General features: G+C 62.7%; 19 protein-coding genes. 9 read left to right on the forward strand and 10 right to left on the reverse strand.

The genetic code is table 11. The annotated features are described in order from the left end of the window. The 7 genes from G404_RS0116745 to G404_RS21035 all read right to left on the reverse strand — a co-directional run. On the reverse strand, window positions 1-616 hold a 616-nt coding region (locus G404_RS0116745), incomplete at its 3' end, for a hypothetical protein (RefSeq protein ID WP_028642089.1). A 250-nt stretch (window positions 617-866) separates the two neighbouring features. Further along, window positions 867-2,009 carry an ROK family transcriptional regulator gene (locus G404_RS0116750; RefSeq protein WP_028642090.1) on the reverse strand — a complete coding sequence of 381 codons (1,143 nt, stop codon included), beginning with the start codon at window positions 2,007-2,009 and terminating at the stop codon, window positions 867-869. Between the two features lie 158 nt (window positions 2,010-2,167). Then, window positions 2,168-3,433, reverse strand: coding sequence for an MFS transporter (locus G404_RS0116760; RefSeq protein ID WP_156906355.1), 1,266 nt, complete (start codon window positions 3,431-3,433; stop codon window positions 2,168-2,170). Continuing rightward, window positions 3,430-4,707, reverse strand: a complete 1,278-nt coding sequence (locus G404_RS0116765) for an MGH1-like glycoside hydrolase domain-containing protein (protein ID WP_028642092.1) — start codon at window positions 4,705-4,707, stop codon at window positions 3,430-3,432. Before G404_RS0116765 ends, G404_RS0116760 begins: the two co-directional genes overlap by 4 nt. Continuing rightward, window positions 4,704-5,936, reverse strand: a complete 1,233-nt coding sequence (locus G404_RS0116770; RefSeq protein ID WP_028642093.1) for a glycerate kinase type-2 family protein — start codon at window positions 5,934-5,936, stop codon at window positions 4,704-4,706. Before G404_RS0116770 ends, G404_RS0116765 begins: the two co-directional genes overlap by 4 nt. 67 nt (window positions 5,937-6,003) lie before the next feature. Continuing rightward, window positions 6,004-8,529 (reverse strand): TonB-dependent receptor, encoded by a 2,526-nt coding sequence (locus G404_RS0116775; RefSeq protein ID WP_028642094.1) that lies wholly within the window; start codon window positions 8,527-8,529, stop codon window positions 6,004-6,006. A gap of 172 nt (window positions 8,530-8,701) precedes the next feature. Next, complete coding sequence (locus G404_RS21035; protein WP_084601453.1) at window positions 8,702-9,031, reverse strand: helix-turn-helix transcriptional regulator; 330 nt, start codon at window positions 9,029-9,031, stop codon at window positions 8,702-8,704. Between the two features lie 167 nt (window positions 9,032-9,198). On the opposite strand from G404_RS21035, the gene G404_RS0116785 reads away from it, so the two are divergent. Beyond that, window positions 9,199-9,402: a hypothetical protein gene (locus tag G404_RS0116785; protein WP_028642096.1), complete on the forward strand. Its 204-nt coding sequence runs from the start codon at window positions 9,199-9,201 to the stop codon at window positions 9,400-9,402. Between the two features lie 204 nt (window positions 9,403-9,606). Here G404_RS0116785 and G404_RS0116795 read toward each other — a convergent pair whose 3' ends face one another. After that, a complete protein-coding gene (locus tag G404_RS0116795; protein ID WP_036521881.1) occupies window positions 9,607-12,090 on the reverse strand; it encodes a TonB-dependent receptor in 2,484 nt (827 codons plus the stop codon). Window positions 12,091-12,308: 218 nt separating this feature from the next. Between G404_RS0116795 and G404_RS19570 the strand changes: the two genes are divergently transcribed. Genes G404_RS19570 through G404_RS0116825 form a run of 6 tightly spaced genes read left to right on the forward strand, consistent with a single transcriptional unit; the run spans window position 12,309 to window position 19,751 of the window. Beyond that, a complete protein-coding gene (locus tag G404_RS19570; protein ID WP_051280909.1) occupies window positions 12,309-13,016 on the forward strand; it encodes a GntR family transcriptional regulator in 708 nt (235 codons plus the stop codon). Continuing rightward, a complete protein-coding gene (locus tag G404_RS0116805; protein WP_028642098.1) occupies window positions 13,016-13,924 on the forward strand; it encodes a hydroxymethylglutaryl-CoA lyase in 909 nt (302 codons plus the stop codon). The genes G404_RS19570 and G404_RS0116805 overlap by 1 nt, the downstream gene beginning before the upstream one ends. Before the next feature lie 54 nt (window positions 13,925-13,978). Beyond that, window positions 13,979-16,027 (forward strand): hydantoinase/oxoprolinase family protein, encoded by a 2,049-nt coding sequence (locus tag G404_RS0116810; protein WP_028642099.1) that lies wholly within the window; start codon window positions 13,979-13,981, stop codon window positions 16,025-16,027. Window positions 16,028-16,041: 14 nt separating this feature from the next. After that, window positions 16,042-17,928 carry a hydantoinase B/oxoprolinase family protein gene (locus G404_RS0116815; RefSeq protein WP_028642100.1) on the forward strand — a complete coding sequence of 629 codons (1,887 nt, stop codon included), beginning with the start codon at window positions 16,042-16,044 and terminating at the stop codon, window positions 17,926-17,928. Window positions 17,929-17,946: 18 nt separating this feature from the next. Then, window positions 17,947-19,119 (forward strand): CaiB/BaiF CoA transferase family protein, encoded by a 1,173-nt coding sequence (locus tag G404_RS0116820; RefSeq protein WP_028642101.1) that lies wholly within the window; start codon window positions 17,947-17,949, stop codon window positions 19,117-19,119. Beyond that, window positions 19,119-19,751: an N-carbamoylsarcosine amidohydrolase gene (locus tag G404_RS0116825; RefSeq protein WP_028642102.1), complete on the forward strand. Its 633-nt coding sequence runs from the start codon at window positions 19,119-19,121 to the stop codon at window positions 19,749-19,751. The genes G404_RS0116820 and G404_RS0116825 overlap by 1 nt, the downstream gene beginning before the upstream one ends. Before the next feature lie 300 nt (window positions 19,752-20,051). Here the strand turns inward: G404_RS0116825 and G404_RS19575 are convergent, their stop codons facing one another. Continuing rightward, the gene (locus G404_RS19575) at window positions 20,052-21,086 is read right to left on the reverse strand and encodes an ISL3 family transposase (protein ID WP_051280910.1); all 1,035 of its coding nucleotides are present in this window, start codon (window positions 21,084-21,086) and stop codon (window positions 20,052-20,054) included. A 35-nt stretch (window positions 21,087-21,121) separates the two neighbouring features. Here G404_RS19575 and G404_RS20475 point away from each other — a divergent pair, with 35 nt between their 5' ends. Beyond that, window positions 21,122-21,325, forward strand: coding sequence for a hypothetical protein (locus tag G404_RS20475; protein ID WP_156906359.1), 204 nt, complete (start codon window positions 21,122-21,124; stop codon window positions 21,323-21,325). Between the two features lie 291 nt (window positions 21,326-21,616). Here G404_RS20475 and G404_RS20480 read toward each other — a convergent pair whose 3' ends face one another. Continuing rightward, window positions 21,617-22,078, reverse strand: coding sequence for a hypothetical protein (locus tag G404_RS20480; protein WP_156906360.1), 462 nt, complete (start codon window positions 22,076-22,078; stop codon window positions 21,617-21,619). Between the two features lie 95 nt (window positions 22,079-22,173). On the opposite strand from G404_RS20480, the gene G404_RS0116850 reads away from it, so the two are divergent. Beyond that, window positions 22,174-22,401, forward strand: a 228-nt coding sequence (locus tag G404_RS0116850; protein WP_028642103.1) for a transposase, incomplete at its 3' end; no start/stop codon positions are given.

Here is a 22,401-nt window from a genome sequence, read left to right on the forward strand (position 1 = left end):
CAGACAGGCTGTCGCTGCGATGTTCGATCGGCGCCCCGCCCACCGCCCACAGCGCATTTTGCAGCCCTTCGGCCAGCGCGACATAGCTCTCGCCGCCCAGAATGACATGGGCGTGTTCGAAGCCCGACCAGGTAAGCCGGAAGTGATAAAGCCGGTGGTCGAGCGGCACGCCTGCAACCGTAACGGCCAAATCGCCCATATCGGTGAAGTCCGACAACCCAAGCCGACCGGGCTCATGGACCTGGCGAAAGATAACCTCCTGATCAGGACCGAACTGCGCGCGCCAAGACCGGATCCGACGCTCCAACGTCCGCCGGACCCTCTGGTCGAGTTCGGGATGACGCCGGCGGATCTCCTCGAAGATGGCTACGGCGCGCAACCCCGGTGCCGCCTCCAGCAAGGGCACGATCTCGGTCTCGAATATGTCTGCCAGCGGGTCAGGCCGTCGCCGCTCGCGCGGCTTTTTGCGTTGCGAGGGCAGGCATGGATCCGCGTTGATCCGATACGCGCTCGCCATGCTGATCCCTGCCTTGGCGGCGGCCACCGGCACCGAATTGGTCTGCTTGAGCTTCATATAAAGCCTCATCTGATGATCGTTGATACGGCAGCCCGGCACCCGCATCCCTTCCAAACGAAGCGATGCGCGTCATACCGGGCCGACCACGACCCTCTGAACCCCTATGAAATAGAGGCCTCACCGCTTGCTGGCACGGCTACGGGCTACGCCCTCCGCCGTGCCAGCAAGCGGCGATTCTCACCTTGATTGTCGCTGCGTTCTCATCCTGATTGTCGCGCGGCAAAAACCTACCCGGCGCTGGCCGAGTCTGCCGGCAACGCATGCGTTCTGGTCTCATGGCCCGGCGGTTTTACAGCATCGTTGAATAGTGGGTTTGCTCCAGCGGTAACATGGCAGCCCCGATCGCACAGGCATCGTAGTTGGTCTGCGATGCGACGATGCGCGGCAACGGGCGGGGGGTTTCGCGGCGCGCATCGTCGAACAACTCGATCGCAGGGATCAGCTTGGCGGCCAGAGCCTGTGGCAGGCGTCCGCCAAAGACGATTGCATCCGGATCGACCAGCGCAGCGATGGCCGACGTGATCAACGAGAACTGGTCGCGACTGCTGGCGATCCATTCATCGATTCCTGGCCAGTCCGGATCGAAACGATCCAGCATGGTCGAGATACCGTCCAGTTCGACTCCGGCTTTGCGCAGGGCATGGAGTAGCGTTTCCAGCGTCGGAATGTGGAAATTGCGCCATGGCAACATGCGACCGATTTCGCCGCTGTTCCCGTGCGATCCGCGCAGCAAGCGATGGTTGACGATGATCCCGCCACCGAGCCCTGCGGCGACGTAGATATAGACGAAATTTGCAAAGGTGCGTCCCGCACCAAGAAAGCATTCGCCTACAGCGGCTGCGTTGCCATCGCTTTCCGCCCAGCACGGCAGATCGAGCTGTTCAGCGAACAGTTCGTCGATCGGTACCATCGCGAATTCGTCGAGCGCGCGCGGAGGATTGAAGCGCGACTTGCCGTCCAGACAAGGGCCAAGAATTCCGATCCCGGCGCCGACCAGCCGGTCGCGCGCCGATGGGATGCTTTCCAGAAAACGATCGCGCGCCTCGAGTATACAGGCAAAAACCGCCTTGCGGCTCATCACAGGCAACGTGAAGTGTTCATGCCCGATGACATTGCCGGCAAAATCCATCAACACAATCGACATGGCATCAGTCATCAAGGCGATGCCCAATGAGTAGGCATATTGCGGGTTGATGCCAATTTCGACGCTGGGTTGGCCCCGGCGGCCATTGCCACGACGGCTGCCCAAAATCAGCGCATTGCGGCCAACAAGATCGCTGACCAGCCGCGAAACGGACTGCTGTGAAAGGGTGCTGGCCTGGACGATTTCCGGTTGGGTCGCTCCGGCGTTGCGCAAGACAATGCCGAGAATTCGCGCTTCGCTGTCGGAAGGTTGCTGCCGTAGATGCGCGATCGTTTCCCTGCCTGCCATAGCCCAGAGATGGCAAATCCAGCCCGGGCAATCAAGCGCCGATCCCACAGATGTTGCCAAGCAGCGCCAGAGCGAGTGCCAAATTCAGGCTTATCTGGTTTCCGATTGCCATCAAGGTCCTGGTCCCGCCCAGTTCAATTCCGCCATGCGAAGCCGGTTCAGACATCCTGCAATGCGCCTGACTGCCGGGCAATCACCGCGCGCACCGTTGGACGCGACACGATCAGGATCAGCACCGCCGCGCCATAAAGCGCGGCCATCATCGCAAAAGCTGCAGCGAGACCCGCCACGCTGGCGATCAGCGGCAGACCAGTTGTGGCAATTCCGGCTCCGAAAAAACCGACCATCGTCATCATCCCGGTTGCGGTGGCACGGGCTTCGTCTGCGACAACATCGAACATTGCGGCGTAGATGCAGCCATCGAACAAACCTTTGCCAAAGCTGGTGGCAAACAGCAGCAGACCGACCAGCGCCACCGAATGCGCCAGCGGAAATATCGCCAGAAACACGGCCGCAATCGCCAGTCCGATCAGCAGAACGGTAAAGCGGCCCAGCGGGCAGTGCACGGCCAGTCTGTCCGCGAGCCAGCCTCCCACCAGCACCGCAACAAACCCGGCAATGGTGATCATCATCGGACCGACCAGCGCGCTATCGGCAAGATTGAGCCCCAGCACGTCATGCGCATAGACATTACACCAGTTCAGCACCGCCGAAGAGGCTGCCGAGGCAAACATATAAACCGCGCACAGCACCAGTGCGGCACGGTTGGCCAGGACAACCGTGACCGGCTCTGTGCGCGCGGTCCTTGACACTGCGGCGGGTACGACAGCACTGCCTGGCACATCAACGCGCAACAACCACGCCAGCACCCCGGCAAACATCAACCCGGTCCCTGCAAACACCACAAACGGGATGGCCCAACCGTGGGCGTCGGCCAGTTTGCCTGCCACCCAACTGCCCGCTCCGCCGCCGACGAAAATCGCGGTCTGATGGATCGACAGCGCGCGGCTGCGAGTCGACTGCCCGTGCCAGCGACTGATTAGCGCGGTGGCGCTGGGATAATACGTCGATTCACCAATAGCGACCATTCCGCGCATGGTGAGCAGCAGGCCAAAACTGGTCGCCAGGGGCATCATCCCGGTGGCTGTGCTCCAGAAAATCAGGCCAAACAGGATCAGATTGCGCCGCTGCACACTGTCGCCGATCCGGCCGAACAGGAACGCGCAAAATGCGTAGCCCCAGAAAAATGTCGTATCAACCAGCCCGAGCTGAATGTCGTTAACGTGAAAGGCTTTGCGCAACAACGGCTTGACCGTGTTGAACACCGAACGATCCGCCGCATTGAGGCAGGATACTGTCCACAGCAGCCCGACCAGAATCCAGGGATAGGTTTTGGATACAGGTCGACGCACAGAGATGGTCATGGGCTCGCCACTTTGCCGCACCAGGCCAGCCACATCGCGGCTGTCCACGAAAAGTCGGGCCCGCCCGATCCAGCACCGGTTTCGGGGCTGAAACTTTCATAGAAACCCGACAATTCGATCAAGCCTGCCGAATCCGACCTGATCCGGTCGGCCCAGGCCTGGTGTCCGGTCTCGGCCAGCCCCAGCGCGACCATATAACTCACCACCAGCCAGATCGGCCCACGCCAGTATCGCTGATGATCATAGGCCCGGCTTCCCGCTTCCAGACTGGGAAGCAGGAACCGCGCGCTATGCGTCAATCGCCCAAGCGCCGCGATCAGCCGAGCATGCTGCGCGGCATTGCCGACACCTGCATAGAATGCCAGAAAACTGGCGTTGGTGACCAGGCCCGAACTCTGACCAGTGCCCAGATCGCGTGAGCAATAAGCGCCTGCGTCTTCGTTCCACAGCCAGTCGACACCGTGTTCGGACAGCGCGATCCGCGCTTTCAGTTCGTCCGCCGTCGCGCTGTCGCCGATGGCCTGCACCATGACCAGGAGATCGCGATTGGCGCGGAGCAATTCCATCGACATGCCGACATCGATCATCCGGAACGGGCCGTGGTCGGCGATTTCGCGATGGTCCCAGCCACAGGCCCGGCCAAATTGCAGGATTGCGACATAGCGGTCGTATTCGCGCGCAGTGGGGCGCATGGCGGCATCGACGTGGGCGGTATCCCGGCGCTGATAACTGCCGACGCGCGAGGTATCGACCCGGTCTAGGGCTTCGTCCCATTCCGAACTGTTGTCACGCCCGGTTTCCCAGTTGTGCGTGACCATCACCAGGCCATTGGCCAGCGGATCGCGATATGTGTGAAACCAGCGATGGCTCTTGAGACATGCCGCAACCAGCGCGCGCATCCGCGGGTGCGCCGGATCGGCACCTTCGGCCTGCCACAGGTGGCGCACGATCGAGGCCAGCACCGGCGGCTGGGTAATGCCCGATGTCGGCGGGGTCCTGCCGGTCGCCCACACTGCTGGCCCGGGGAAATAGCCCGGATCGTCCTGATGGAAGATGATTTGCGGAATCATCCCGTCATCCCACTGTCCCGACACCAGCGTTTCAAGCTCGACCCACGCGCGATCGCGGTCAAATTCGGCAAAACCGAGCGCGACAAATGCCGAATCCCAGTTCCACTGATAGGGATAGAGGCCGTGCGTGGGCACGGTATAGCCGCCGTGATCGTTGCGGCGCAAAATGGAGATAGCGTGTTCGGACAGCAAAGGAATGGTCATCGGGGCTCCACGGCGATCATGCGAATATCGTTGACATTAGTAAGGCTGGGCCCGGTGATGATCAGGCCGCCATGCGCCTGAAACAGCGTGTGCGTGCGATGAGAGGCCAACGCCGCGCGAAGCGCTTCGGCAGGAATTGCGCCTGCCGTCACAAACCCGCCGGCATTGTCCTCGGTGCCGTCAATTCCGTCGCTGTCGCCGGCCAGTGCACAAATCGGATCGCCAGGGCGCAGCACTTGCGCCAGCCCGGCGAGATATTCCAGATTGGGCCCGCCGCAGCCCTGCGTCCCAGCAGACGTCACCGTAAGTTCCCCGCCCGATAGCACTAGATGGCGCCCGGGTTTGCCGACAAGATCCTGTGCCAGCACGGCATGTGCCGCACCCACGGCGCGGGCTTCCCCGGTAAGCGCATGACCCAGATCGAGCACATTCCAGCCATCGCGCCGGGCGCGATCGGCAACTGCATCGAGCGCGGTGCGACCGGTCGCCAGCGTCACCACGTCGTGCAGGGGCACCTCGTCCGGGCGGTTGGCATGGATCACACGCGCCAGCTCGGCGCTCGCCCGCCAGCCGTATCGAGCGAGCGTGGAAATCGCGCGATCGGGTTCGAACGGCGCCGCAACACTCGGTCCCGATGCGACCAGCGCCGGATCATCGCCCACGACATCCGAAATCACCATTGTCAGCAACTGTGCGCCGCGCGCGCCGGCGATCGCACCCAGTCGACCGCCTTTGACCCGCGACAGATGGCGGCGAACGAGATTGATATCGTCGATCGGTGCACCCGAACGTACAAGATGATCGGTAATCGCCTGTTTTTCTGCCAGCTCCAGGCCGGTCGCCGGCGCGCATAACAACGCCGAACCTCCACCCGAAATCACGAATATGACCCGGTCGCCGGGCCCGGCTTGCTGGGCGAGCGCGATGATGTGATCGGCTGCCGCGCGCCCCGCCGCGTCGGGCACCGGATGACGCGCCTCGATGACGCACACGCCATCGATATCCAGATCCACGCCGTGACCATACCGCGTGACGACACACCCGATAACGTCACCCGATGTATGCGCGCGAGCCACTTGAGCCATTGCCGCCGCTGCCTTGCCGCAACCCAGGATGAATGTCTTTCCCTGCGGCGGGCTCGCAGGCACGTGCCGTGGCATCACCTGTTGTGCGCTTGCTGCCCGCACACCGTGCACAAAATAGGCGGTAAGCGCGTCGATTGACTCCACGGATGGTCCCCGTTTGCCTGCCCGGTTGCGCCGCAGCCGGGCAGGTTATGTTCAAGTTTGTCGGAATTCAGAACGCGTAGGACAGCTTGCCCATGACCCGGCGCGGCAGAATATCGCGACCGACGAAATAAGCTTGCCCCGCATTCTGCAAAGCGCCCTGACGCGGGTTGCCTTCGGTCGCCCCCTGATTGTTCAGCAGGTTGTAGATATCGGCGCTGATTCGCACCGTCTGGTTGCCTGAAACCGGCACATTTGCCCCGATATCGAGCCGCAGAATATTGTAACCTCCCAAGCGGATGTTGTTCAGATCAGAGGTGAAAGTCCGACCGGTATACGTATCGAACAACGATGCATCGAACAGGTGGTGGCGGAAATACAACCCGAAGTTGGAGACGAAATCGGGCTGGCGTTGTTCACGGTCGCCAACGCAGTTGGTGCAACCGGCAACGGGCGTGTAGAGGGTATAGACATCGTGCTGGTAGGTCGCATTGCCCTCGAACGTCAGGTGCGGCACGATCGTCGCTGTTACATTCGCTTCGGCACCATACGTCCGGGTCGATACCAGATTGACCACTTCGGTCGGCGCGCTGCCCGGCGTCGGTCCGTTGATCAGCTGAATATTGCGCAAATTCGTCAGCGTCGCATAGAAGATCGAGGCTGAACCGCTGATGCGCGCCGTGCGGAACTTAATCCCAGCCATCGCCTGTTTGATCACTTCTGGCTGAAACGACTGCACGTCATCGTGGGTATCGATCACCACGCTGCGCAGTTCGGGCATGAAGAACCCGCGTGAGGCGTTCATGAACAGGCTGACCTGGTCGGACAATTTGTACAAGACGTTGCCGGCCAGTGCCCATGATGACGGATCGACTTTTCCGGTCAGGAAATCGCCTGAGCCCCACGTGATATTGGACAGCCCCGATGACAACTGTGTGTTCGCGGGCAGGTTGGTAGGCAGCACACCGCCGGGGATTTTCTGGGTGGTCTCATGACTGACATAACCGTCGAGCTTTTCCCACCGGCCGCCGATATCGAAAATCCATTTTCCGGCCTCCATTTGGTCGGCCAGGTAGACGGCATAACGCTTTGAATTCGCGTAATTGTTGGTGTATCCGGTACCGGTGCCGGTCAGGCCGTTGCTCGAAAGAATGGTGGTAGCGCCGGTGGATATGTTGGTCACTGACGCATCGACAAGCTGAGGCGCATTGTCGAAGTCGCCGATGTACGAATATGTAACATCAAAATCGCGCGCGCTGGTCTGGCCGAAGTAGCTGCCCAGAGTGAAATGGTGCTGGATCGCTCCGGTCAGCAGTTGCTTGGTGAGGTTGAGCTCGCCCTCTGCGGTAGAGAGGTTGCGCGATCGATCCGTGACTCGGTCACCCCACAGCAGGTAATTGGACGGCACGGCCGCGCCGCTGTTGGCAAACGTAAAGCTGGATGTGTAATTGGCCGGATTGAAAGTCGCCGACGTCGATCCGAACTGCGATGCATAACTTTGCAGGAATGCGGTCTGCGTGGTGGGCAGGTTGGTGACGTTGTCGCCGCCGTTGAACAGCGCAAAGGTGTGGGTGTAATTGGCGATGTTGGCTTTGCCGTTGAACGCCCAGCCGTTGCCGATGTCTTTCTTGAAATCGGAGCCGAACGAATAGCCGCTGACATAAACGCCTTCACCGACACTGGTGTGGAACGTGCCGTTCGGGGTCTGAAACGCGATGCCGGACAGCGCCGCGGTTTCGGTGGTCAGCACTTCGCTGCCGTTGTTGCCGATCGCAGGACGATAGGTCTGCCCGTTAAGCGGGATATCGCCATAATATGGTGTGCGATCATTGATCGCCTGGCCATAGATGGTGAATTCGCCGCCATCGAATTCATGGCTGATGTTGCCGCGCAACTGGTAGCCTTTGGCGGCAAAGCCGGACACTAGCGGGCCTTCGTCATAGCGATACCAGCCCGAGACGGCGTAGTGATAGCCATTGCCGATCGGACCGTTGAGCGCAAAATCGGCTTTGACACGCGAATGATTGGACCCTTCAATCGAAAATTTTCCGTGATCCTCGTCGCCACCTTTTTTGTCGATATAGTTGATTATGCCACCAATTCCGCCGCTACCGAACAGGTTCGACACGCCGCCACGCACAAATTCGAGTCGCTCCACGCCCAGGTCTGGTCGCTTGAAGATGTCGATCGCCGATGAGTTCAGCCCCATGCTGGCGATCGTTTGCGATCCGTTGAACTGGATCGGCGTGAACTGGTATTGACCGGTGCTGGGCAGGCCCGACACGAACACGTTGGCGGCGACCTCGCCCCCGCCGCCTTCGGCCTTGAGCGAGGGCACGGTGGCGAGGACATCGGCTTGACTATTCGCCGACAGCATCGACAGTCGATCGCTGCCGATGCTGGTTGCAACCGCCGGGGTCTTCAACTGAACGCGACCGACGCTGGTGCCGGTAACGACGATTGCATTGTCTTGCGGGGCCTGTGCTGTTGCGTCGGCAGATGCTGTGGACGCGACCGACTGTGCCATCAGCGGTGTTGCCAGCGCCAAAGGACTGACGGCGGCCAGACGCACGACGTGCTTGAATGGTGCTTTCATGAATACCCTCCCCAATTATGCCCGCCCGTATCCGAGTCGGTTTCTAACCCATGGGTATGCGAGGCGGCGACTCATTACAACCCGTAATGAGTATTATAATGGGTTTTATATATCCTGCCCGGTCGGCGAGGGGATCGGTGCCGCCATGCTGCCGCTTGCGCACGGTGTCAGTTCAACCAGGTCGAAGACCGGGCTGGACCGGATCGCGTCGCCGGGACAGGCGATAACGGCGCGGAGTCACGCCAAAATGAGTGCGAAACAGCGCGTGAAAGTGACTGATGGTGTCAATGCCGCAATCGACGGCAATGTCGGCGGGGGCAATGTCGGTTCCGGTCAGCAGGCGGCCAGCATGTTCCATTCGCATCCGATTTACAAACATTGAGGGTGTTACCCCGAAATGCGCCTTGAGGCTGCGGCAGACATGTTCGTGCGACCGGCCCGCAGCGCTGATGAACCCCGCTGCCCCGGCGCGAAAAACCTCTGGCCTTTGCGCCGCATGCATCGCGGCGTCCAGCCACGCCGGAATCGGCGCGCGCGATTGCGGGCCGGGTTCGCTAAGGCTGGTCAGGGCAGTCAGCAGAAAACCCTCGATCCGGGCGCGACTGCGCGGACCCGCTTCAAGATCGGCCAGCGCCTGATCAATGCGGCTGCGTCGTGCCGTAACCGCACATGCCCGCTGAAATGATCGACCTTGCGTTCAAGCCTGTGATCAATCCAGAGCCTGCGCATCTGTCAAAGGCACAAATCGATGCATTCAACCGTCTCGGTTTTGTCGCGCCGATCGACGTGTTCGACGCACAGCAGGCGCGCGCCAACGTGGCTTATTTTGAAACACGCCAGCGCACAGAGAGCGCAGCGTGTTTTCACGCATAGGCCAAATCGCCGGGGTGAATTTCGCTCTGCCGCAGCGGCCTGAGCGACATTGGGTGGTACAAAAAGATGCGGCGCAACCCAACCGATTTGGGGCGCCGCATCGTCTAAGGCATTCGTCTGAATCAGGCGGCAGCGAACATTGGCTTGCCTTGCCGGTTTACCCGGAGCGGGTTGCCGCCGCCCCGGGTATGCCGCGATGTCCCGTCAAAACTTGCCGGCGAGTTCCACTCCGACCAGTCGGCGGCTGCCCGGCGAGATGAACGAGCCTCCGAATTCGGCGGCCGGGATGACTTCGTTCAAATACCGCTTGTCGAGCAGGTTGTTGGCGAACACCGACACCGTGTACGCGCCGGCATGGATGCCCGCCCGCAGATTGACGATGCCAAAGGCATCACGCCGGGTCTTGCTGTAGTTGGCATTGCCCACCGCCGCAGGCAGGGCCAGGGCCGAAATCGGCAAGAGCCCGGAGAACAGCGTCGGTACCGTGTTGTTCTGGACCGTGCTGAACCAGGTGGGGCCGGTCAGTCGATAATCCGCACGCAGGAACACGCTGGTCGACCCGCCCACTGCATGTTCGCCCTCTGCGCCAAGGTTCAGTGTATATTTGGCGGTATAGGGCGATTCATTGCCCACCGTTTCTGGCCGCGCGCTGTTCCGCTTGATCTGGCTGTCGGTATAGTTGAACGCGCCGAACAGGCGGATCCCCTTGGCGGGCTTGATGTTGAGGTTGAATTCGCCGCCCTTCAGATCGACCAGATCGATGTTCGACACCACGCGCAACAGGCCGAAGCTGCCGACGAAGAATTCGAAGAACTGCATGTTGTGGACCTGGGTATAGAACCCGGCGAGGTCGAACGTGACCACGTGGTCGAACAGGTTGCCCTTGACCCCGGCTTCGAACGCGCTCGACCATTCCTTGTTGTACTGGTCGGAAATGTGCACGTCGGCGCCCAGCGGGGTGACGAAATTGGTCTGGATGATCGCCGACGAACCCTGGTTGTTGAACCCGCCCGATTTGAAGCCGATGCCCCAGTTGCCATAGACATTGACCGCGTCGGTCGGTTTCCAGCTCAGCGTGACTTTGGGTTCGAGCTGGTCGAACGTGGCGTTCTTGGGCACCAGCGGGCCGAACGCCTGGCCCGGGTTGATCGGGCCGCCGGTGAACGGATCGGTCGCGGTGGGCACCAGCGAAGTGGTGCTGCGCGCTTCGCTGTCATAGCGCAGCGCGAGGCCACCGGTGAACTGCGGCGAGGGCTTGTATTCGAGCGAGGCGAACCCGGCATAGACATTGGTGCCGAACTTGTCGGCGACCAGCAGCGTGGTCGGGTTGGTGGTGTCGGGCGCGTTGTACAAGTTGGGGATCACGCCCTGCCCTTCGTCGGCGCCGAGGCTGACCCCGGTCGTACGGTCGATATGCAGGTAATAGGCGCCCAGTTGCCAGCTCAGCGGGCCGTTGCCGGTCGATTCGAGCCGCCATTCGGTGCTGATGTCGTGCTGGCGGCGCACCTGGTACTGCGTGCCGTCGCACGTCGTCGGGCTGTAGGGGCCGAACGTCGAACCGGTGGCCGGGGCAAACAGGAACGGCACCGGGATCTGGCCGATGAAACCGGGCTGGTTGACCGGATAGCCGGTCAGCGCGGCGGTCGAGGCAAAGCAGGCGTTGACTGCGGGCTGCGCCGCCGGGTTGACCGCGCTCAGGAAGCGGGCAAAGTCGGCCGAAGTGCCATCGGCGATCAGCGCCTGATCGACATTGGAAAAGCTGACCCAGCCGACCAGCTTGAGCGTGTCGGTCAGCCGGTGATCGAGCTTGATCGAGGTGTCAAAGCTATACTGGTCGTTCGACGGCTTGATATTGCTGTAAAAATGGAATTGGTGCTGGTTGACGTCTTCGTCAAACGCGGGGTTGACCCCGGCGAACCCCGGCAGCGCGAAGGCGGCGTTGAATGGCAGCGAGGCGCCGTGGAATTCGGCATAGCGCAGCTTGAAATCGATCTGCGTGTCGGTGCCCTTGCCATAGATCAGCCGGCCATCGAGCGACCAGTTCTGCTTTTCATCGACCGTCTTGGAATTGCCGGTGAATTCGTTGTGGTAGAAACCGTCGGTGGAATAGAACGATCCGCCCACGACATAGCCGATCGTGTCGGTCAGCGGCCCGGCCACATGCACTTTGGCATCGACCGTGTTGTACATGCCGTACGACGCATCAAGGCCCACAGTGGTGACATCGGTCGGCTTCATCGTCTGGATCACGATCGCGCCCGCCGCCGCGTTGCGGCCATAGAGCGCGCCCTGCGGCCCTTTGAGGATTTCGACTTGCGTGATCGTGCCCTGGTCCTGGTTGAGATCGGCGACATTGGTCTTGAGAATGCCGTCAACCACCAGCGCGACCGAGCTTTCGGCATCGCGCGCGCCGTTCATGCCGCGAATGTTGATCTGCGTGTCGCCCGCTTCGGCGGTGCCGGTCACGATCGTGACCCCAGGCGTCAACTGGGTGAAATCTTCGGCGCGCTTGGCGCCGGTGTTGGCCAGCGCGCTGGCGGTCAGCACCGAGACCGAGGCGGGCACATCCTGCTGCCGCTCGTTCTGGCGACGCGCGGTAATGATGATGTCGTCACCCGGCTTGGCCGCGGCCGCTTCTTCGGCCAGCGCGGGCACCGCCACCAGCGCGATGCCGGCGGTCAAGGCCATGGCCGATGTCCGCAGCCATGCTGCCTGACGCTTTGAGGAAAAATGCATCGCTCGCCTCCCTGTTGAACCCACGCCCGGCACGGCCACCCCCTAGGCGGTCTTGTTGCGTGCGACCGGCCCGATGTGTGTCCCTCGTTCGGGGGGCGGGTGATCGACGCTTGCCGTGGGGGGAGAATATTGTATACAAATGCCTCAGGTCAAGCTCCTTGGGAGAATACATGTCACGCGCCGGCGACCGGGCCTATGTGGCGATCCGCAACATGATCCTGTCCGGCGAATTGCCGGCCGGGACGCAGCTTGGCGAAGAGGCGCTGGCCGAGAAATGCGGCGTTTCGCGCACCCCGGTGCGCGACGCTTTGCGGCGGCTGGAGGCCGACATGCTGGTCGTGCGCACCGATACGCAACGCAGCTTTGTCGCCGAATGGTCGCTCGACGATGTCCGCGATGCGTTCGATCTGCGCGCTATGCTCGAATCGTTTGCCGCGCGGCGCGCCGCCGAACGGATGACCCCCGATTCGCTCGCGCGGCTGCGCCACGCCAATGCCCGCATCGCGCAAGCGATTGCGTTGCCCCGCCCCGACATCGCGCTGTTCCTCGAAGGCAACCGCGAATTCCACGCCGCGATTCTCGAAGTCGCGGGTTCGCGGCGGCTGGTGGCGCAGCTTGGCGCGCTGGTCGAACAGCCGGTGGTGTGGCGCACCGCGCACCATTATGGCCCCGACGCGCTGCACCGTTCGTGGTCCGAACACGAAGAGCTGATCGCCGCCTTTGCGCGCGGCGATGGCGCCTGGGCGCAGGCGATCATGGCCAGCCATATCCTGCGCGCCTATCACGCCTATGCCGATGCGCACCGCGGCATGGCCAGCCAGCCAAGCTTCGGCAAAGCCCGCGGCGAACCCGCCTTCGCGCTCAAGGCCATGGCATAATGTATACAAAAACCGTGGAACTGCTCGAAGTCGCGCCGCGCGACGGGTTGCAGAACGAAAAGACCCTGATTTCGACCGAGGCCAAGCTCGCGCTGATCGCGCGCGCGATCGCGGCGGGCGCGCGGCGGATCGAGGTGACCAGTTTCGTCAACCCGCGCGCGGTGCCGCAAATGGCCGATGCCGACGCGGTCGCCGCCGGGCTGCCGCAGCGCGAGGATGTGACGTATATCGGGCTGGTGATGAACCAGCGCGGCGCCGAACGCGCGCTCGCCACCGGGCGGATCGACCAGTTGGGCGCGGTTGCGGTGGCGACCGACCGGTTTGCGATCGCCAACCAGAACCAGACCAGCGATGGCTCGGTCGAGGCGGCCAGGGCGATCATCGCACAGGCGCAAGGCGCGGGGCGCACCGCGCAAGTCACGATTGCCGCCGCCTTCGGCTGCCCGTTCGAAGGCGAAGTGGGGCAGGAACGCGTGCTGGCGATGGCGGCGGCGCTCGCCGAAGCCGGGCCGGTCGAAATCGGCCTTGCCGACACGATCGGCGTGGCCAACCCCGCGCATGTCGGCCAACTGGTCGGCCGCGTGCGCAACCTGATCGCGCCGATCCCGGTGCGCGTGCATTTTCACAACACGCGCGGCACCGGGCTCGCCAATGTGTGGGAAGCGGTGACCGCGGGCGCGCGCACGATCGACGCATCGATCGGCGGGCTGGGCGGCTGTCCGTTCGCACCGGGCGCGTCGGGCAATGTCGCCAGCGAGGACGTGGTCTACATGCTCGAACGCGCCGGGATCGGCACGGGCATGGATCTGGCCGCGCTGGTTGACACCAGCCACTGGCTCGGCACGATCATGGACCGGACATTGCCGGGCATGGTCGCGCGCGCACCTGTATTTCCGAAGGCTTCGTAATCACCACCAAGGGCCGCGAACGGCCCGCAACGCATTCATTTTTGGGGGATTGGCATGGGTTACCGATTGGGCGTCGATGTGGGCGGCACGTTCACCGATCTGCTGCTGCTGGAAACCGGTACGGGCGCGTTCTGGCGGCACAAGACGCCATCGACCCCGCACGACAGCTCGGTCGGGATTCTCGACGGGGTCAACGCGATCTGCGGCGCGGCGGGGATCACCCCCGATGCGATCGAAACCTTTCTGCACGGCACGACGGTCGCGACCAATGCCGTGCTCGAAGGCAAGGGCGCGCGCGTCGGGCTGGTGACCACCGAAGGCTATCGCCATATCATGCAGATCGCGCGCAGCTTTGTGCCGGGCGGGCTGGCCGGGTGGATCATCTGGCCCAAGCCGCAGCCGCTCGCCGCGCTCGAACACACGGTCACGGTCAAGGGCCGGATCGGCGCCGACGGGGCCGAAGTGCGCCCGCTCGATGAAGCCGACGTGCGCCAGCAACTGGCCAAGCTGCAGGCCGCCGGCGTCGAGGCGGTGACGGTCAGCCTGATCAACGCCTATGTCAACGGCGCGCACGAGGCGCGCATCGGCGCGATCGCGCGCGAGGTCATGCCCGGGGTGCCGGTCTCGCTCAGCCACGAAGTCCTGCCCGAAATGCAGGAATACGAACGCACGCTGACCACCGTTGCCAATGCCGCGGTGCGCCCGATCGTGGGCAAATATGTCGCCAACTTGCGCACCCGGCTGGCCGAGGCGGGGATGGCGGGCAATCTGTCGCTGCTGCGCTCGGACGGCGGGCTGATGAGCGCGCACAAGGCCGAGGCGACCCCGGTCAACATCCTGATGTCGGGCCCCGCGGGCGGGGTCACCGGGGCGATCTGGGTCGGGCGCAATGCCGGCATCCGCAATATCATGACGCTCGATGTCGGCGGCACTTCGACCGACGTGGCGCTGATCGAAAACCTCGAACCGCGCCGCCAGCGCACCACCGAAGTGGGCCACTTGTCGGTGCGCGCCTCCGCGCTCGACGTCAAGACCGTCGGCGCGGGCGGCGGGTCGATCGCCTATGTGCCCGAACTGACCGGCGCGCTGCGCGTCGGGCCACAATCGGCGGGCGCGGTGCCCGGCCCGGTCGCCTATGGCAAGGGCGGCGAGGCGCCGACGGTCACCGATGCCAATGTCGTGCTCGGCTATCTGCCCGAAAACCTGTTGGGCGGCACTTTCCGGCTCGACCGCGAGGGCGCGCGCGCCGCGGTGCAGACGATCGCCGACCGGCTCGGCATCGGGCTGATGGAGGCCGCGCGCGGGATCATCGATATCGTCAACGAAAACATGTTTGGCGCGCTGCGGATGATTTCGGTGCAGCAGGGCTATGACCCGCGCGATTTTGCGCTGATGGGGTTTGGCGGCGCAGGGCCGCTGCACGTCAACGCGGTAGCGCGGCTGATGGGGAGCTGGCCGGCGATTTCGCCCGTCTCGCCCGGCGTGCTCTGCGCGCTGGGCGATGCCACCACGCGCATGCGCACCGAAACCGCGCGCAGCTTTTCGCGCGCCGCGGCGCAGACCAGCGCCGAAGACCTGATCGCCATCCTCGACGAAATGGCCGCGCAGACGCGCGCCGAACTCGTCGCCGACGGGGTGCCCGCCGCTGAAGTTTCGAGCCTGTTCGAAGTCGACGTGCGCTATGCCGGGCAGGCGTTCGAAGTGCCGCTGACGATCACCCCCGACGATCTGCGCCGCGACGGCGTGGCCGGGATCCTCGCCCGGTTCGATGCCGAACACTTGCGGCTGTTCACCTTCAACATGGATACCCCGCACGAAATCGTCAATTTGCGCGCGGTTGCGCTGGGCCAGGTGCCCGATCTGCCCGCGCCCGAAATTGCGCGCGGCGATGGCAACCCGGCCGCCGCGTTCATGCGCGAACACGTGATGTGGATGGACGGGCGCGAACAGACCGGAGCGATCTATGACCGCGCCAAATTGCGCGCGGGCGATGTGATCAAGGGCCCCGCGATCGTGTGCGAAATGGATTCCACCACCCTGATCGAAGCCGGATGCGTCGCCACGGTCGACCATTGCGGCAATATCCTGATCCAGCCGGCCTGAAGGAACACCGACCCATGCCAGCCACCATTCTCGAAACCAACCCCGCCCCGTTCAACCGCGTCGCGATCGACCCGGTCACGCTCGACATCATCGAAAACGCGCTGCGCAACGCGCGCATCGAAATGGATGCCACGCTCGTGCGCACCGCGATGTCGCCCGGCATCCGCGAACAGGGCGATGCCTTTCCGCTGATCGCGGACCGCACGGGCAAGATGATCGTCGGCCAGTTCGGCAGCTTTATTGACGGGTTCCTGCGCAATTTCACCGGCACGCTCGAAGACGGGGACCTGATTTTCCTGTCCGACCCTTATTCGGTCGATGGCGCGATCAGCCATTCGAACGACTGGCTGGTGCTGCTGCCGGTGTTCAAGGACGGGCGGCTGATCGGCTTTACCTCGATGTTCGGGCACCAGAGCGATATCGGCGGCAAAGTCGTCGGCTCGATGCCGATCAATGCGCATTCGATCTTTGAAGAAGGCGTGCGCATCCCGCCGGTCAAGCTGTGGAAAAAGGGCACGTTCAACGACGACCTGCTCGCGCTGGTGCTGCACCAGACGCGCAAGCCCGACTGGTGCCTTGCCGATCTCAACGCGCTGATCGCGAGCTGCCGCGTGGCCGCGCGCCGCGTGATCGAAATGGCCGAACGCTTTGGCGACGACGTCTATTTTTCCGCCACGCAAGAGCTGCTGGCGCGCAACCACCGCGCGATGAAGGCGCTGATCGGCATGGCCATCGCCGAAGAGCCGGTCAGCTTTGAAGACTATATCTGCGACGACGGCATGGGCGCGGGCCCCTATCGCATCCGCTGCACGATGCACCGCGAAGGCGAAAAGGTGATCCTCGATTTCGATGGCACCGACCCGCAGTCGAGCGCTTCAATCAATTTCTATCTCAATGAAAACATGTTCAAGATGTTCTTCGGCATCTACATGATCATGGTCTTTGATCCGCAAATCCTGTTCAACGACGGATTTTATGACCTGATCGATGTGCGCATTCCCGAAGGTTCGCTGCTGAAACCGAAATTCCCCGCCGCGCTCTCGGGCCGCACCCACGCGCTGGGCCGTATCTTCGACATTCTGGGAGGACTATTGGGGCAAAAGACACCCGAATTCCTGAATGCCGCAGGCTTTTCTTCCAGTCCCCACTTGTTTTACGCGGGCAACGACACCCGCCCCGGTCGCAGCAGCGAGTGGTTTCAGCTGTTCCAGATCGGTTTTGGCGGCATCCCCGGACGTCCGATGGGCGACGGGCCCGACGGCCATTCGTTGTGGCCGGGCTTTACCAACGTGCCCAACGAATTCCTTGAACGCTATTTCCCGCTGCGGATCGAACGCTATGAATGTGCGGCCGACAGCGGCGGGGCCGGAGTGCATCGCGGCGGCAACGGCATTCACATGACCTATCGTTTTCTCAGCGCCGGGGTCATCGCCATCCACGACGATCGCTGGTTCGTGCCGCCCTGGGGGGTGAACGGCGGCGAACCCGGCGGCCGGGCGCGCAAGATCCTGGAAAAGGCCGATGGCACGATGGAAATCGTCGGCAACAAGATCGAGGATCTGGCGGTCGAGGAAAACGACCAGCTGCACTTCATCACCTGGGGCGGTGGCGGCTGGGGCGATCCGCTTGAACGCGACCCCGCTTTGGTCGGCCGCGAAATCCGCGAAGGCCTGGTAACCGCTGGCGGCGCGCTTGCTTATGGCGTGGTGGCCGATGCGGCTGGCTCGGTCGATACGGCCGCCACGGCAACCTTGCGCGCGCAGATCCGCACCGACCGCGGCCCCTTGCCCTTGTTCAACTATGGCCCCGGCATTGCTGCCTTGCGCACGGCGTGCCAGGACGAGACCGGTCTGCCCGCCCCGGTTCAGCCGGAATGGCCGCATCTTGAGGCAGCGGAGTAAGCCGTGAACACTGGAGCATTGCAAGACATCCGGGTGGTCGAACTCGGCCAGTTGCTGGCTGGCCCGTTCTGCGGCCAGTTGCTGGGCGACATGGGCGCCGACGTGATCAAGGTCGAGCCACCCGTGACCGGCGACCCCATGCGCGAATGGGGCCAGGGCGACGACAAAGTCCATTGGGAGGTGATCGCGCGCAACAAGCGGTCGGTCAGCGCCAACTTGCGCGTGCCCGAGGGGCAGGCTTTGGTGCGCAAGCTGATCGCCAATGCCGATGTCCTGATCGAGAACTTCAAACCCGGCACCATGGAAAAATGGGGTCTCGGCCCCGATACGCTGCTGGCCGAACAGCCCGGGCTGATCATTGCGCGCATGTCCGGCTATGGCCAGACCGGCCCTTATGCCTCGCGCGCCGGCTTTGGCGGAATTGGCGAGGCGATGGGCGGCTGGCGTTATATCGTCGGCGAACCGGACCGGCCACCAAGCCGCATGGGCGTTTCGATTGGCGATACCCTGACCGCCACCTATGGCTGCATGGGCGTGCTTGCCGCCCTCCACGCGCGTGAGCGCACCGGGCGCGGACAGGTGATCGACGCAGCGCTGTACGAAAGCGTCTTGCAGGTCATGGAAGGGCTGGTCACCGAATACGACCGGTCGGGCGTGATCCGTGAACGGTCCGGTTCGATCCTGAAAGGCATCGCTCCGTCCAACGTCTATCGCTGCAAAGACGGCGAATTCATGATCGGCGCGAACAAGGATTCGCTGTGGCAGCGGCTCGCCACGGCGATGGGCCAGCCTGGCCTCGGCCATGATCCGCGCTTTGCCACGCATATCGCGCGCGGCGAGAACCAGGACGAGATCGATGCCCTGATCAATGCCTGGACCAGCACGCTTTCGGTCGACGCGGTCGAAGCCTTGATGACCGAGTTTTCCATTCCCGCCGGGCGGGTCTATCGCGCACCGGACATGCTCTCCGATCCGCATTTCAAGGCCCGCGAAGCGATCATCGAAGTGGAAACCGACCGGTTCGGGCCGCTCAAGATGCAAAGCGTGTTTCCCAAATTGTCCGCAACGCCCGGCAGCGTGCGGCGTCCGGCGCCTTCGGTGGTGGGCCAGCACAATGCTGAAATCTATGGCGAAATGCTGGGACTGACGGGCGCCGAACTCGAAGCCCTGACCGCGCAAGGGGTGATCTGATGCAGGACCGGTCGGACCTGACGGCGAACTACGCCGGTGCGTTCGACGGGCTGCTGCCCTTTGGCAAAAACCCGGCGCTGATCGTCGTCGATATGGTCGACGCCTATCTGGTGCCGGGCTCGCCGCTTTATGCCGGGATCGAATCAGCGCTGGAATCGGCGATCAGGCTGACCGAAGCGGTTCGGGCGCGGGGTTTTCCGGTGCTGTTCACCAATGTCGAATATGCCCCGGGCGGAGCGGATGGGGGCGTGTTTTTCCGCAAGGTGCCCGCGCTCAAATGCTTTGAGCGGGGCAATCCCCTGGGGGCGTTTCCCGCGCGACTTTCCCCCCAGCCGCAGGATCTGGTGATCACCAAGCGCTATGCCAGCGCCTTTTTCGGCACGCATCTGGCTGCTACGCTGACCGCATGGGGCGTCGACACCCTGCTGATCTGCGGCACATCGACCTCTGGCTGCATCCGCGCCACCGCGCTCGATGCCTGCCAGAATGGCTTTCTGCCGTTTGTTGTGGCCGACGCCTGTGGCGACCGTCACCCTGGGCCGCACGAGGCCAACCTGTTCGATCTTCAGGCGAAATATGCAGAAGTCGTGACCGAAAGCCACATTCTGCAGTTGCTGGGCGGACTGGCTTAGGAACAATCCAGCCGGGATTTTCGCCGACTGTCAGCTTTGTTGCCTCTGGCATAATAGCAACGATCGGCGCTCGCACAGACTTTGTCGACTTGCTAGGGGCCAGTGATGATGCCTTCAGAGACCATGATCGCGCCCGATTTCGTCGTTGTCGACGTGGAAACAGCCTGCTCGCGCGTGAGCAGCATCTGTCAGATCGGTATCGTCGGTTTCAACGATGGGCAGGAACTTTTTGCCTACGAAACGCTGGTTTGTCAATCGGCGTCCAAACGGGGGTCTGACTCAAATTCCGTGCAATCCAGGTCATGCTGGCGCCATAAGTCTGGCTTTGAGAAGGTCGATTTTGGCGCGCCCGTACATCTGGCGCTTGATGGCCTTGAGGCGGTTGACCTTGCCCTCGACTTGCCCGCTGGACCACGGCGTCGAGATCGCGGCGGCAACAGCATTCTTGTCGGCCTCGATGCCGGCGGCGAACCCAGCAAGCTTGGTCTCGGCCGCCATGGCGATCCACGGATCGAGCCGTGCCCTGTCCCTTGAGCGCATCATGGCATGGAAGCGATCGAGAGCCTCGCGTGCACTGATCAGCGCTGGTACGGCCTTTTCGATCACCGCGTTGATCAGGGCGGTCTGTGCTGATCCTGTGTCCCGCTCGGTGGTCATGCTGCGCGCGATTGTTCGTGCACTTAGCCCAGCACCGCTGGTGTGGCCAAGCTTCTCGTCGCGACGACGGCGGGTCGCCCATTCGCTGACCACGCGCAACGAACCCCCAAAACCGGATGCGTTCAGCCGCCGCCACAGTTCAGCGCCAATCCGGCAGCCTGCATTCCATTCCGCCTCGAGGGTCAGCGACCAGGCATCAAGCGAACTCTGGCGCGTGCGGAAGGTGTCGTGACGCTGGCCGCGCAGGACCTTGCGGATGGTCTTGCGCGACACGCCGGTCGTGCGTGCCATGACCCTGATCGGCACGCCTTGCCCGGCCAGATCGATAATCTGGCGGTTGAGGGCTTCGCGCAATTGGTAGCCATCCCACTGGATGCGCTCGGCACGGGTCAGGGTCGCCGGATCGACCGGCCCCGTTGGCGCCAGCGCACGCCGCAGACATGGCATTTCCGAACGCACCGCCGCCAGAAATGCTGCCGAGGCGTTCTCGAACAGGTGCCAGCGGTCGGCCACCTGCTGCGCCTGCGGCGCCGCCTCGCTGGCGGCCGCACCATAACCCGGACCACGGTCGCGGCAGATGATTTCGACTTGCGGGTTCTGGCGCAGCCAGGCGATGACCGTGTCGCGCTGACGATCGGGAAGCAGGTCGATCACCTCGCGTCGTTCGAGATCGACCACGATGCTCCCGTACGCAGGTTATGCGTTATTGATACATGACAATCCTGCACTTCAGGATATCTGGCTCGGACGGCATGTCAGTCCGGAGGCAAAACGTGCTCAAAAAGACGCCTTCAAAATATCAGACCGGATTGACCACGGCACAAGTCGAGCGCGAACTCGCCAAAGCATTGATGAACTACATCCGCAACCTTGCCGATCCGCGCCGCCACTGGTGGCGACGCCATTGTCCGTTGTGACACTACAGCCGCCCGGTAGCTCACTGTCGGGCGGCTAAGCGACGCGGACAGAGCCCGCTACCGGCAGCATCGGGCCGCACCACCGGGAAAATTCATTGCCTGACCTCAGGTCCGCCCTACTGGCCGACGGCGGCGCTTGCCAGTTTATGAGAAGGTTTGCCGGCACCGACGCCAGAAACAGACTGTCGGCAATGCGTCCCAATTTCGGTCATTCGCTCGCTTACGAGTTCAGCTCAAAAGCGGACTGCCCCGCCAATTTCGTATACTGGCTCCTGAATTCTGGCCCCTGAATTACCATCGCAGCGGATTTTCCAGGATGTCGTCAACCAGCCGGCGATCGGGCCCGGCCGCGACATTGGCCCGCGCACGCTGGTCAACACCAAATTGGGCTGGCAGGGCGACCATTTTGGCGCATTCGTCCTTGTCAGCAACATCTTCAACGTGGTCGTACCGACGCAGGGTTTCGTCGATTGCGATGGTCGCACGCGCGGCACATTGACCGACCCGCGCATTTTCGGGCTGAGCTTCGAGGCGCGGTTCTGACCCGCTTTTTGTCATCTTTTTGTCGACTGTGGGCCGTTCTTTTGACGAATCACAAAGCTGATTGGCAAGACAGTGAACCGTCAAAGCGAGACCTATGCCGATGACGGCATGAGCCGGGTCGTAAGCCGCGGATCGACCCATTATGGCAAAATGACGCCAAAGGCCCATCCGCGTGTCAACGAGCGGCTTGTTGCCGTCATCAGAGGTCAAATGGCCACACTGTCCCCCGTCAGCGCCTTTGGCACAGATTAGGGGTTGAGATTTGAGGAGGGTTGGGGCTTCGTCGTAGTGACGAAGGAACGCAGATGAAGCCCCAACCCTCCTCGAGAAAATTGCCCGCGAAAGCCCCTGCCGAGCAGGTGGTGAAGGACATTCGGCGCCAGACCCGCCGACATTTCTCCGCTGAAGACAAGATCCGTATCGTGCTCGATGGCCTGCGTGGCGAGGACAGCATCGCCGAGCTGTGCCGCAAGGAAGGTATTGCGCAGAGCCTGTATTACACTTGGTCGAAAGAGTTCATGGAGGCCGGCAAG

Origin of the sequence: Novosphingobium acidiphilum DSM 19966, assembly GCF_000429005.1 — a bacterium.
GTDB classification, from domain to species: domain Bacteria; phylum Pseudomonadota; class Alphaproteobacteria; order Sphingomonadales; family Sphingomonadaceae; genus Novosphingobium; species Novosphingobium acidiphilum.